The sequence below is a fragment of the Lysinibacillus sp. NPDC056232 genome (assembly GCF_042267565.1).
Classification (GTDB): domain Bacteria; phylum Bacillota; class Bacilli; order Bacillales_A; family Planococcaceae; genus Lysinibacillus.
Genome location: NZ_JBHJTF010000026.1, coordinates 67,124 through 79,869, shown reverse-complemented (window position 1 = coordinate 79,869; position 12,746 = coordinate 67,124). Strand labels below are relative to the sequence as shown.

Here is a 12,746-nt window from a genome sequence, read left to right as displayed (position 1 = left end):
AGGTAGATAGGTTCGAGGTGGAAGTGTGGTGACACATGGAGCTGACGAATACTAATCGATCGAGGACTTAACCAAAATGTTTGAAACATTCAATGCACCGTTTATCCAGTTTTGAAAGAATAATTCTTTCAATTAAGGGTTTCAAGATACGAGTAGTTCGAGGAAGCGATGGAGAGAGGGAAGGAGCGTACTCAAGTACGTGACTGACTGAACGACAGAAGCTGACGAAGAAATACGATGTATATTGAAAGCCGAAAATAGTCTAGTGATGATGGCAAAGAGGTCACACCCGTTCCCATACCGAACACGGAAGTTAAGCTCTTTAGCGCCGATGGTAGTTGGGGGCTTCCCCCTGTGAGAGTAGGACGTCGCTAGGCAATGAAAACAGTCAGCTGTGTGCTGGTTGTTTTTTTTATTACGTAACTAATATGGACAAGAAGCAAAACTATTGGCAATGAAATAATGTAAAGAGCAACTACAAAACACTAGTCATTGTAGTTGCTCTTTTTCTATTTACTAAAGTCAAATACGATTTTACTTGCAAAGTCGATGCCTAAAAGATAGAGAATATAAAAATGAAAAATATATATATAAGTATTGCATACTTCACTTTTCTATGATATATTTATAAATGTCTTAAAGAGGTCCCGTGGTGTAGCGGTTAACATGCCTGCCTGTCACGCAGGAGATCGCCGGTTCGATCCCGGTCGGGACCGCCATTATAAACGATAATATAGTTCTTATGATGCTTTTCAATCATAAGAACTTTTTTTATTGTTAATATAAGGAAATTAGTGGATATTTATAATTTCTAAATACTATTCAGTAAAATTGCTTTTATAATATTTCTTAAGGTATCCAATACAATTTAGATGGAGGTGAATACCTCGAAACCCCCGCAAAGAACTGACTAGATAAGACCCTACAGTGTCTGTGTTAACAAACCAGTCAGTGGAATGGGTGTAGCATTTACGTAGCGTTTGAAAAAAACCTACCATTGCGTTTCACTACAACATTAATGAAGATTGATAGAAATAAAGAGTTGGTAATAAATCTAACAAATAGAGCATTAACTATAAAATTACGATGATAATTACCGATTTCTCTCGTGTGAAAAAGATTCGGAGGTGTTAGCATGAGAAATTATTATTACATAAAACGTCTTAATATAAGCTTGCTCATAGGTGTTGCTGTAATACTAGCAGGCTGTGGAGATCCTATTTTAGATATTGAGGAATCCAATGCGTATCACTGGCAAAAAAATATGAATGAAGCGGAATTTGAAAAATTAAAAGAAGGTATGACATATATGGAGGTAGTAAAAATTGCAGGGGGAGCAGGAGAAATGTTGAAAAAAGATCAATACCGCTGGAATGATGAAATACTTATGACAAAAGCTTATAATGTACGATTTAAAGATGATAAATTGGTTAAAAAAGAGATTAGTGAGGTAAAGGGTAAAAAAAAATAAGTATTTCTTTTTATCCCCATTTTACCTATGTTTTAGTAGCGATGCGATAATTACCCCAAGGCATAATTGTTTCAGGCTGTGGACCAATGCTTTTTTTGCATAAGCTGTATAGTAGTGATGTTGAAATGATCTCGTTTTTCTCTAAAAATCTACATGCATAGGTTTGCTTGTATTTAAGCACAAAGCTGATTCCGGACGTAATTATGCCGAGGCATAATTGATTAGTAGTTTCAGCTTGTCTACTCATCCCATGATGAGCACCAACTCGGAGTGAAAATCACTTTTGTTTATTTGATACACAGTAATTTAAATTCTTTTTGTCGACAAGCTGCAACAATTACGCCAAGGTGTAATTGTTTTTTTGAAATCAATTGGATGTTTTGAACATTTACGCTTGTTTCGGTAAACTAGAAGTAATGGAGCTAGGAGAGGAAAAAGAGATGATGTATGAAAAAATAATGAATTCACTTGATGATACTGAGCATTTTGCGTTGAAGCTAGCAAGCTTACTAGAAACCCAGGATACAATTACATTAGAGGGTGATTTGGGCGCTGGTAAGACGACATTTACGAAAGCATTAGCGAAAGGGCTTGGCGTGAAGAGAACAGTCAATAGCCCGACATTTACGATTGTAAAGCAATATGAGGGGCGTTTACCATTTAATCATTTAGATGTTTATCGTTTAGCAGAAAGCGATGAAGACCTTGGATGGGACGAACTATTTTATGGTGATGCGGTGTCAGTTGTCGAGTGGGCTCATTTGATTGAACAGGATTTACCACAGGAGCGTCTTGGAATAGAAATTTACCGAATCGGAGAAAATCAACGACGATTGGTATTAACACCTCTTGGAAAGCGATATGAGGCATTATGTGAGGAGCTAATGAAATGATTTGGTTAGGGATTGAAACAGCGAATGCACCACTTTCTATTGCTGTAATAAGAGATGGAAAAGTGATCGCAGAGATTGTACAAAATATAAAATTAACGCATTCGGCAGGTGCTATGCCAGCCATTGAAGAAGTGCTAGCAAATGCTGGCATAAAGCCAAGCGAGTTGGATGCGGTTGCTGTATCAGAAGGACCTGGTTCTTATACAGGTGTACGAATAGGTGTGACGCTTGCTAAAACATTAGCATGGACGTTGAAAAAGCCTTTAGTTGGAATATCTAGCTTAAAGTCATTGGCCGCAAATGCAGCACTATATGATGGGTTTATTTGTCCTATTTTTGATGCGCGAAGAGGCAATGTTTATACGGCCGTTTATAAAGGTCGTGAGCTTGAAACAATTATAGATGATTATCACGATCATATTGATGGCTTGTTAGAACGTTTACAGGTTTTAGAAGCACCGATTTTATTTGTTGGAGTAGATGTAGATGTTTTTTGGCATAAAATCGTAGAGGTGCTAGGTGATTATGCGCAACGCATCCCGTATAGTCATGACTTGCCACGAGCAAGTGAAACAGTACGATTAGCGACGAAAGTGGAGCTACCAAGTGTGGATGCTGTTCATCATTTTGTACCGCAATACAAACGTATTGCAGAGGCGGAGGCGAATTGGCTGAAGGAACAAAAGGAGAAAGCACATGAGTAGTAATGTAATATATCGTAAAATGGTAACTGAAGATGTCCCAGCAGTGTATGAAATTGAACTTGCTACATTTTCTACACCATGGACATTAGACTCTTTTTATTATGAAGTACATGAAAACCAGTATGCACATTATGTGTTAGCTATAGATGACGATAATAACATTATCGGTTTTTGTGGAATGTGGATGGTTATAGACGCAGCGCAAATTACGAACGTAGCCGTTATAGAGGCTGTTCGCGGGCGCGGAATTGGTGAAGGATTAATGCAAGAGGCAATGCGTATTGCTAAAGACCATAGTATGGAAGTCATGAGTTTAGAAGTACGAGTAACAAATACAGTTGCTCAAAATCTTTATCGAAAGCTTGATTTCCAAGACGGTGGCATACGAAAAGGCTATTATACAGATAACGGGGAGGATGCCCTTGTCATGTGGGTGAATTTATGATGGAAGATCGAATTATATTAGCAATAGAATCAAGCTGTGATGAAACAGCAGCAGCGATTATTCGAAATGGCTCTGAAATTGTTTCAAATGTGGTTGCATCTCAAATAGAAAGTCATAAACGATTTGGTGGGGTTGTACCTGAAATTGCATCTCGTCATCATGTTGAGCAAATTACAGTGGTCATAGAAGAAGCATTAGCACAGGCAAATATGAAGCCAACTGATTTAGATGCTGTGGCAGTTACTGAAGGCCCTGGTCTTGTAGGTGCATTGTTAATTGGGATTAATGCCGCGAAGGCCTTTGCATTTGCCAATGATTTACCGATGATCGGTGTTCATCATATAGCTGGACATATATATGCTAATGCACTAGTGCAGCCGATGGAATTCCCATTATTAGCGCTAGTTGTATCAGGTGGCCATACAGAGCTAGTTTATATGAAAGAACATGGCTCTTTTGAAGTCATTGGTGAGACGAGAGATGATGCAGCTGGTGAAGCTTATGATAAGGTTGCACGTGTTTTAGGTTTACCGTATCCTGGCGGCCCGCGAATTGATCAATTAGCACATGAGGGAGATGAGGCTGTATCCTTCCCAAGAGTGTGGTTAGAGGAAGGTTCTTATGATTTTAGCTTTAGTGGCTTGAAATCAGCAGTTATTAATTATAAGCATAATATGGATCAGCGTGGAGAAGAGATTTCTCCGACTGCCGTTGCCAAAGGATTTCAGGATAGCGTAGTTGAAGTGCTAACAGCGAAAACATTACGGGCAGCACGTGAATATAAAGTGAAACAGGTTATTGCAGCTGGAGGTGTAGCGGCAAATAAAGGCTTACGTACATCACTTGAGTCTGTATTTGTGGAAGAAGGTATTCCGTTGTATGTACCGCCATTAAAGCTGTGTACAGATAATGCCGCTATGATAGGGGCAGCAGCAACACCAATGTTTGAAGCAGGTATTCGTGGTAATTTATCAATGAATGGTCGCCCTGGAATGGAGTTAAAATCCTGGGTTTAACTTCTTTCAGCGGGTGTCCAAACACCCGCTAAAATAGAGGAACTCAGTCTAAGAACGCTACGTCCTGTGGCAACGACTGAGTGACCAACTTCGTGCTGTTGCCGCTGACGCTTTGCTTTCGCGCAGATAAAACCCTTATGCTGTCGCTTCGCTTTCGCACAGACAAAACACGTTGCTGCCGCTGCGTTAGCACTACGCTTTCGCGCAAAAAACATTTGTTGGCCTAAAGCCTCCGGCGGATGTCACGGAATCGGAAAGGAGTTAATAACGGCTAACTGACCTGCGTCGGTGCTGTTGCTGTCGCTTTGCTTTCGCACAAAAAACATCTGCAGGCCTAAGCACGCCGATTCTGGACGCAATTATACTGAGGCATAATTGATTATAGAAAAAGAGGCATTTTAGATTGAATTCTAAAATACCTCTTTTTTGCTTTTATGAAAAAATTGTTGAGAAAACAGTGTATATAAGAAGATTTAAATCTAATTAGTTGACAAATTTTTCAGAAAATTATCCACAGGCAGGACGGAAATTAAAGAGCGAACATCCGTACTTATGCACAAAATGTTGATAACTTGTGTATAACTTGTGATTATTCAATATATAGTAGCCTGTTTTGCACAGAATGATGTGAATAAAATATTTTTGAATTGTGGACAATGTGGAAAAGTCTGTTGATATGTTGGTATTACTAGATTTATAGTGTGTATAAAGTTGTGGGCATTTTTTGTCGAAAAATAGCACTTGACCAATATATATGAGAAATTAAGGCGAGTAAAGTAAAAAGCCATGTGACACGGCACATGGCTTTACAAGACGCCTACCTTAAAATTGGCAAAAGAAAGAAGCTCGGTAGGGGATGTTATAAAGTAATATTTTCAAGTTCTTCACTTAGCTCCAGCCATTCCATTTCAAACAACTCGTACTGTTCCTTAGAAGTGGATAATTCATCCTGGAGCTGTGTAATTTTTTCGTGGTCTGTGAAAATCTCAGGATCGCAAAGAGCTTCCTCTAAGCGAGCTATTTCAAGATTTACTTGCTGCATTTTCCCTTCTAGTTCCTCAAGCGCGCGTCTAATTTGACGTTCTCGTTTTTTAGCCTCTTTATCAATTTTAGAGGTAGAGATCTTCTCAGATACATCAGCTTGTACTTGCAGTTGAGCAGCAGCCTTCATTTGGGCAATTTCTAGTAGCTCTTGTTTCTTCTCAAGATAATAATCATAGTCACCTAAGTACTCAAAGGAACCATCACCAGACAGTTCGATTACTTTAGTAGCGATTCGATTGATGAAATATCGGTCATGCGATACGAATAAGAGCGTTCCAGGATAATCGATCAGTGCATTTTCCAGTATCTCTTTACTATCTAAGTCTAAGTGATTGGTAGGCTCATCGAGAATTAAGAAATTTGCCTTTTGCATCATTAACTTAGCTAATGCAAGTCTAGCCTTTTCTCCACCAGATAAAGACGACACGATTTTATCTACATCAACTCCACTGAATAAGAAACGGCCTAGCACTGTGCGGATATCTTTTTCATTCATTAAAGGCCATTCATCCCATAGCTCTTTTAGAACACTTTTATTACTCGATAGTTTTGCCTGTTCTTGATCATAATAACTAATTTGAACATTTGTACCATGGCGAATCTCTCCAGAGAGTGGTAGCAAATCTTTGACAATGGTTTTTAATAAAGTTGATTTACCAACACCATTTGGTCCAACAAGTGCAATGCGATCTTCTCGGAAAGTGCGTAGCGTGATGCCGTTTGATATTTTCTTATCATCATAACCTATCGTTAAGTCATCGATAGATAATACATCGTTACCACTTTGACGTTCAATTGTAAAACCGAAGCTTGCAGACTTTTCATCACCTTCAGGAGAGTCCATCCATTCTGTTCGTTCGAGCATTTTACGACGACTTTGTGCCATTTTAGTAGTAGAAGCACGAGCAATATTTTTTTGAATAAATTCCTCAAGTTTGGCCTTTTCATCTTGCTGTCGCTCATAAAGCTTCAAATCACGCTCATAATTTTTCGCTTTTTCATCTAAATAGGCACTATAATTGCCTGTATATTTTGTGACGCGATGACGAGATACTTCGTAGACAATGGAAACAACCTGGTCTAAGAAGTAGCGGTCATGGGAAACAATTAGAATAGCCCCTTCATAGCCCTTTAAATATGATTCCAACCAAGAGAGGGTTTCAATATCTAAATGGTTAGTAGGTTCATCAAGGATTAATAGGTCAGGTTTACTTAAAAGAAGCTTAGCAAGTGCTAACCGAGTTCGTTGTCCACCTGACAGTGAGCTAATTGACTTTTGGTAATCCTCAGGGTAAAACTGCATGCCATGAAGCACAGAACGTGTATCAGATTCATATTGATAGCCACCCGCATCCTTAAAAGTATGCTGTAAATGATCGTATTCAGACATTATTTTTGCATATAAAGTAGGATTTTCATAAACAACTGGGTCGGCCATTTGTTGTTCTAATGATCGTAGTGTTTGTTCTTGGGCGATAAGTGGCTCAAAAATTGTCATCATTTCATCCCAAATCGACAATGTTGAGTTTAAACCAGCATGTTGCTCTAGGTATCCAATTTGTATACCTTTCGGGATAATAATATCGCCAGAGTCATATGACATTTGACCAGCAATTATTTTAAGTAAAGTGGATTTGCCAGCACCGTTACGACCTACTAATGCAACGCGGTCGCGATGTTGAACTTCTAATTTTACGCCACTTAAAATTTCATCTGCAAGGAAGGATTTATATAGTTGATTGACCTGTAAAACAATCATTCTTGACACCTCAATTCTTCCTTAGTGTAATGGATGAGCGATTGGCTTGCAATGTCGATGCTTTACTTATTCCAAGCTGTCATGTAAGATTGAAACGATTTCCCTTTATTTAGTGGTGTAAAAGCGCTATTAACTAAAGGAAAATCCTCCAGTGAAATATTATAAACTTAGAAATATAAAGCATGTATCATAAATAGAGCTTGATACATTTTAAGGAGGAAAAAGTTTGAAACAAGAATTAAAAATTCCGCAAGCCACTACGAAAAGACTTCCTCTTTACTATCGTTTTATCCAAAACTTTGCACAGGAAGGCATGGAACGCATTTCTTCGAAGGAACTAAGTGAAGCGATGAAAATTGATTCTGCAACTATTCGCCGAGATTTTTCTTATTTTGGTGCTCTTGGGAAAAAGGGATATGGCTATGATGTGCAGCATCTCTTACAGTTTTTTAGCCAAACGCTCGATCAACATGAAGCGACAAAAGTAGCGTTAATTGGTGTAGGGAATTTAGGTAGTGCTTTATTAAAATACAATTTCCAAAAAAATCATAATACTCACATCGTTGTGGCATTTGATTCAAAGGCCCCAAAAGAAGGGAAAATGATTAGCAATATTCCTGTTTTTCACCCTGACTTATTGGAAGAAAAGTATGCAGAATATGGAGCGGAGCTTGCAATTTTAACTGTTTCACCACGCTCTGCACAGAAAATGGCTGATAGATTAGCAGCGATGAACGCAAAAGGAATTTTGAACTTTACGCCAGAGCGTATTACTGTACCAGATAAAATGCAACTTTTAACAATTGATTTGTCGGTAGAATTGCAGGCACTCATTTATTTAATTCGTAATCAGGAATAGTGATAATTGTACATAATTTAACTTCTTTCAGCGGGTGTCGAAACACCCGCTGAAAGAAGTTAAAGCCTCCGGCGGATGTCACGGAAATCGGAAAGGAGTTAATAAAGGATGTTAGCCTAAAATCATCGCATTCATGTGATAACGGCTAACTGACCTGCGTCGGTGCCGCTGCCGCTACGCTTTCGCGCAAAAAACATCTGCAGGCCTAAGCACAAAACCGATTCCGGACGCAATTATGCCGAGGCATAATTGATAGTATAGCTCTCACAGTTTCTGTAAAATAAATATGAAGTAAAATGTGAGAGTGACTAAAAACTTTCACATATAATTAGTTAGCAAAATGGCGAATTATGCGTTAAAATGATGGATATAAAGAGGAGGTGGCTTTAATGGGTGGGATAGGTCCTATGAGCCTCATTATTATCGGAATTGTCGCATTACTAATTTTTGGTCCTAAGAAGTTACCAGAGCTTGGTAAAGCATTTGGTTCAACATTACGTGAATTTAAAAATGCTACTAAAGGTTTAGCCGACGATGATGATGATGACAAGAAAAAGAAAGAATTAGATAAGTAAGTTAGGATGTTTGAGGAATGAATCCAAAAGATCTAACTGTCATTGAACATATAGAAGAATTAAGAAAACGGCTTTTCATTGTTGCCGTTTTCTTTGTTCTCGCTATGGCTGGCGGCTTCTTTGTGGCAAAGCCGCTTGTTAAATACCTTCAAATTACTGGAGAGTCTTACAATATAACACTTCATGCATTTGATGTAGTAACACCACTTGCAATTTATATCCAAGTCGTTTTTTTAATAGCATTTATTCTATCTTCGCCGGTATTGATGTACCAATTGTGGGCTTTTATTAGTCCAGGATTAAGGGACGTAGAACGAAAAGCAACTTTAAGCTATATACCGTATTCATTTTTATTATTTTTAGCAGGGTTGTCCTTTTCATATTTTTTACTATTCCCTTATGTCATAAAGTTTATGATGAATTTATCAAATGAATTGGAAATTCAGCAAACGATTGGCATACATGAATATTTTACGTTTTTATTTAAGCTTACAATTCCGTTTGGTTTCCTTTTCCAATTACCGATTGTAGTCCTGTTCTTTTCGCGTATTGGGATTTTATCTCCTGAGTTACTAATTCGTATTCGTAAGTACTCATACTTTGGTTTATTTGTATGTGCTGCTTTAATCGCACCGCCTGAATTAGCTTCGCACTTAATGGTTTCAGTACCGTTGTTTGTTCTTTATGAAATTAGCATTATGATTTCTCGTATTGGCTATAAGAAATACTTAAAATCAGAGGAAATGCGGATGAAGGAAGAACAAGAAGCTGAGCAAAAACGCCAGATTGAAGATGCGCTTGAACAGCAGAGACGTCAAATCGAAGAATTGAATCAATAATAATAGAAGCTCGATGCTAATTAATAGCATCGAGCTTTTTCGTCAGCTTAACTTTAAATAAAAATCAGTGGGAAGAAAAACTCCCACTGATTTTTATTGCATTTTTTCTAGTTCTTGAAGAAACTTTTGCAATGGTTCTGCATACACTTGTACAAGTGTCACAAAACCATTCAGCATGACGTGAGCGATAATAGACGTCCAAATGCGTTTCGTTTTGTGATATAAGAAGGCAAAAATCAATCCACAAATTGTATAAAGTAAGATATGTGTGAAGTCGTTATGAATAAGTGCAAAGAAAATGGCGCTTACTATAGCGGCTACCCAGAAATTAGTTGTTTGGACAAGCGATCCAAAAATCACACGGCGGAAGACGAACTCTTCTAATATTGGCCCAAATACGACAATCGCTAATATCGCAATAGGAGCACCTTTTGCAATATCTACAATATCAGCTGTGTTTTGCGATCCTCCTTGGATGCCGAATATAGCCATTTCGATAGCTGCACCAATCATTTGACCAATGAAAACTAAGAAGAAACCAATAATACCCCACATAATTGATAGCGGTATCGTTTCTTTCTTTCCTTGATAAATATCCCAAAATGTTTTATCGCGAGATGTTATGATTAAGCTTACAATTAACGCAATGGCAAAGCTAAGAGCGATATACCAGCCTTGCGTAAGTGGAGCAGCTTGCTCACTAGGTAAACCTGTTGTACTCATAACAAGCTTGTGAAACGGTTTTGCCAGCCATCTACCTGATAGTTGCATGAGGATATAGATCAGTAAAACATAAAGGGCTGTTTTTTTATGTTTATTTATTTTTTGAGAATTGGTCACAGTCAAAATCCTTTCCATTCAATATGCTACCTTTCTATTGTAGAGGAATATGGAAAGAAAACAAAATTTTTCGAAGTTCTGACTTGCAAAAAAAAGTTTGTTTGATTATCATAATAATTGAGTTAGCACTCGGATAGGTAGAGTGCTAATGAACTTAAACTTATATTTAATTAATAGGAGGTTGTTTCACTTGTTAAGACCACTAGGAGATCGTATTGTTATCGAACTAATCGAGGTAGAAGAAAAATCTGCATTCGGTATTGTGCTGCCAGACTCTGCAAAAGAAAAGCCACAAGAAGGTAAAGTTGTAGCAGTTGGGACAGGTCGTATATTAGAGACCGGACAACGTGTAGAACTTGACGTTAAAGTAGACGACCGCATTATTTTCTCTAAATACTCTGGTACAGAAGTTAAATATGAAGGTAATGAATACCTAATTTTACGTGAAAGCGATATTCTCGCAATTATTGAATAGGTTCATATTTTTTTAGTTTATTAAAGTGAATGCCTTTAGTGATTGTCACAGTTAATTAAATGAATTGGTGACAATGACAGTATGGCGAAATTTCTATAAATATATTGATGAAGCTTAACGAATATTCCATTTCAGGAGGGTAAATTCAAATGGCAAAAGATATTAAATTCTCAGAAGAAGCTCGTTCATTAATGCTACAAGGTGTAGATAAATTAGCAAATGCAGTAAAAATTACTCTAGGGCCAAAAGGTCGTAACGTAGTTTTAGAAAAAAAATTCGGTTCACCACTTATTACAAATGATGGTGTAACAATTGCAAAAGAAATCGAGCTAGAAAATCCATACGAAAACATGGGTGCGAAATTAGTAGCAGAAGTTGCTTCTAAAACAAACGAAATCGCTGGTGACGGTACAACAACTGCAACAGTATTAGCGCAAGCAATTATTCGTGAAGGCTTGAAAAACGTAACAGCTGGTGCAAATCCTGTAGGCATTCGTAAGGGGATCGACAAAGCAGTTGCAGCAGCCCTTACAGAATTACACGCTATTTCTCGCCCAGTAAGCAACAAAGAGGAAATCGCTCAGGTTGCGGCTATCTCGGCTGCAGATGATGAAGTAGGTCAATTAATTGCAGAAGCAATGGAACGTGTGGGTAACGATGGTGTTATTACAATTGAAGAATCTAAAGGCTTCACAACTGAGCTTGATGTAGTTGAAGGTATGCAATTCGACCGTGGTTATGCATCACACTACATGGTAACAGATACAGATAAAATGGAAGCGGTATTAGATAACCCATACATTTTAATTACTGATAAAAAAATTACAAACATTCAAGAAGTATTACCATTATTAGAACAAGTGGTACAACAAGGTCGTCCACTATTAATCATCGCTGAAGATGTTGAAGGTGAAGCGCTTGCAACACTTGTAGTGAACAAACTTCGTGGTACATTCAATGCTGTAGCGGTTAAAGCTCCAGGATTTGGTGACCGTCGTAAAGCAATGCTTGAAGATATCGCAATTTTATCAGGTGGTCAAGTAATTACAGAAGAATTAGGCTTAGACCTTAAATCAGCTGATATTACATCACTTGGTCGCGCTGCAAAAGTGGTTGTGACAAAAGACAATACAACAATCGTAGAAGGTGTTGGCGGTGCAGATGCAATCGAAGGACGTATTGGTCAAATCCGTGCTCAGCTTGCTGAAACAACTTCAGAATTCGATAAAGAAAAATTACAAGAACGCCTTGCAAAATTAGCAGGCGGTGTAGCAGTCATCAAAGTTGGTGCTGCAACAGAAACAGAACTAAAAGAACGCAAACTACGCATTGAAGATGCTCTTAACTCAACTCGTGCAGCAGTTGAAGAAGGTATCGTATCAGGTGGTGGTACGGCACTTCTTAACGTATATGCAGCAGTTGAAAAGGTTGCAGATACAGAAGAAGGCGACGTAGCAACTGGTGTGAAAATTGTTCTACGTGCTTTAGAAGAGCCAGTGCGTCAAATCGCAAACAACGCTGGTCTTGAAGGCTCAATTATCGTAGATCGCTTAAAACGTGAAGAAATCGGTGTAGGTTTCAACGCTGCAACAGGTGAATGGGTAAACATGATGGAAGCGGGCGTAGTAGACCCAGCGAAAGTAACTCGCTCAGCTCTACAAAACGCAGCATCTGTAGCAGCTCTATTCTTAACAACAGAAGCAGTTGTAGCAGACATTCCAGAAGCAGCTCCAGCAATGCCAGATATGTCTGGTATGGGTGGCATGGGCGGAATGATGTAAGGGTTTTTCCCTTACATCTTGAGAAATAGTTACTGCTATTTTTCA

13 protein-coding genes, 1 tRNA gene and 1 rRNA gene are annotated in these 12,746 nt (G+C 38.3%); 12 read left to right on the top strand and 3 right to left on the bottom strand.

Translation table 11 applies throughout. From position 1 onward, the window contains the following. Nucleotides 1–261 precede the first annotated feature (261 nt). From rrf to tsaD, 7 genes are all read left to right on the top strand, one after another. Nucleotides 262–377: ribosomal RNA gene (gene rrf / locus ACFCYJ_RS18275) — 5S ribosomal RNA — on the top strand. A 266-nt stretch (nt 378–643) separates the two neighbouring features. Further along, a tRNA-Asp gene (locus ACFCYJ_RS18270) sits at nt 644–719 on the top strand. 416 nt (nt 720–1,135) lie between these two features. After that, nucleotides 1,136–1,471: a hypothetical protein gene (locus ACFCYJ_RS18265; RefSeq protein WP_376075613.1), complete on the top strand. Its 336-nt coding sequence runs from the start codon at nt 1,136–1,138 to the stop codon at nt 1,469–1,471. Between the two features lie 443 nt (nt 1,472–1,914). After that, nucleotides 1,915–2,364, top strand: coding sequence for a tRNA (adenosine(37)-N6)-threonylcarbamoyltransferase complex ATPase subunit type 1 TsaE (tsaE, locus tag ACFCYJ_RS18260; protein ID WP_376075633.1), 450 nt, complete (start codon nt 1,915–1,917; stop codon nt 2,362–2,364). Then, nucleotides 2,361–3,068 carry a tRNA (adenosine(37)-N6)-threonylcarbamoyltransferase complex dimerization subunit type 1 TsaB gene (gene tsaB, locus ACFCYJ_RS18255; RefSeq protein ID WP_376075611.1) on the top strand — a complete coding sequence of 236 codons (708 nt, stop codon included), beginning with the start codon at nt 2,361–2,363 and terminating at the stop codon, nt 3,066–3,068. The genes tsaE and tsaB overlap by 4 nt, the downstream gene beginning before the upstream one ends. Beyond that, complete coding sequence (gene rimI, locus ACFCYJ_RS18250; RefSeq protein WP_376075610.1) at nt 3,061–3,513, top strand: ribosomal protein S18-alanine N-acetyltransferase; 453 nt, start codon at nt 3,061–3,063, stop codon at nt 3,511–3,513. The genes tsaB and rimI overlap by 8 nt, the downstream gene beginning before the upstream one ends. Next, nucleotides 3,510–4,529: a tRNA (adenosine(37)-N6)-threonylcarbamoyltransferase complex transferase subunit TsaD gene (tsaD, locus tag ACFCYJ_RS18245; RefSeq protein WP_376075608.1), complete on the top strand. Its 1,020-nt coding sequence runs from the start codon at nt 3,510–3,512 to the stop codon at nt 4,527–4,529. The genes rimI and tsaD overlap by 4 nt, the downstream gene beginning before the upstream one ends. Here tsaD and ACFCYJ_RS18240 read toward each other — a convergent pair. Together ACFCYJ_RS18240 and ACFCYJ_RS18235 are read right to left on the bottom strand one after the other, a co-directional pair. Beyond that, nucleotides 4,526–4,744 carry a hypothetical protein gene (locus ACFCYJ_RS18240; protein WP_376075606.1) on the bottom strand — a complete coding sequence of 73 codons (219 nt, stop codon included), beginning with the start codon at nt 4,742–4,744 and terminating at the stop codon, nt 4,526–4,528. The two genes, tsaD and ACFCYJ_RS18240, sit on opposite strands and share 4 nt — an antisense overlap. Before the next feature lie 644 nt (nt 4,745–5,388). Next, the gene (locus ACFCYJ_RS18235; RefSeq protein WP_376075632.1) at nt 5,389–7,332 is read right to left on the bottom strand and encodes an ABC transporter ATP-binding protein; all 1,944 of its coding nucleotides are present in this window, start codon (nt 7,330–7,332) and stop codon (nt 5,389–5,391) included. Nucleotides 7,333–7,558: 226 nt separating this feature from the next. Here ACFCYJ_RS18235 and ACFCYJ_RS18230 point away from each other — a divergent pair, with 226 nt between their 5' ends. The 3 genes from ACFCYJ_RS18230 to tatC all read left to right on the top strand — a co-directional run bounded on the left by ACFCYJ_RS18230 (nt 7,559) and on the right by tatC (nt 9,605). After that, nucleotides 7,559–8,191: a redox-sensing transcriptional repressor Rex gene (locus ACFCYJ_RS18230; protein ID WP_376075604.1), complete on the top strand. Its 633-nt coding sequence runs from the start codon at nt 7,559–7,561 to the stop codon at nt 8,189–8,191. 389 nt (nt 8,192–8,580) lie between these two features. After that, on the top strand, nt 8,581–8,766 hold the full coding sequence (locus tag ACFCYJ_RS18225; RefSeq protein ID WP_049667836.1) for a twin-arginine translocase TatA/TatE family subunit: 186 nt from the start codon (nt 8,581–8,583) through the stop codon (nt 8,764–8,766). 17 nt (nt 8,767–8,783) lie between these two features. Then, nucleotides 8,784–9,605 (top strand): twin-arginine translocase subunit TatC, encoded by an 822-nt coding sequence (gene tatC, locus ACFCYJ_RS18220; RefSeq protein ID WP_376075602.1) that lies wholly within the window; start codon nt 8,784–8,786, stop codon nt 9,603–9,605. A gap of 93 nt (nt 9,606–9,698) precedes the next feature. On the opposite strand, the gene ACFCYJ_RS18215 is transcribed toward tatC, so the two are convergent. After that, complete coding sequence (locus tag ACFCYJ_RS18215) at nt 9,699–10,463, bottom strand: CPBP family intramembrane glutamic endopeptidase (protein WP_376075601.1); 765 nt, start codon at nt 10,461–10,463, stop codon at nt 9,699–9,701. Between the two features lie 172 nt (nt 10,464–10,635). Between ACFCYJ_RS18215 and groES the strand changes: the two genes are divergently transcribed. Then, nucleotides 10,636–10,920 (top strand): co-chaperone GroES, encoded by a 285-nt coding sequence (gene groES, locus ACFCYJ_RS18210; RefSeq protein ID WP_376075599.1) that lies wholly within the window; start codon nt 10,636–10,638, stop codon nt 10,918–10,920. Between the two features lie 149 nt (nt 10,921–11,069). Further along, nucleotides 11,070–12,701: a chaperonin GroEL gene (gene groL / locus ACFCYJ_RS18205; RefSeq protein WP_376075598.1), complete on the top strand. Its 1,632-nt coding sequence runs from the start codon at nt 11,070–11,072 to the stop codon at nt 12,699–12,701. Nucleotides 12,702–12,746 lie beyond the last annotated feature (45 nt).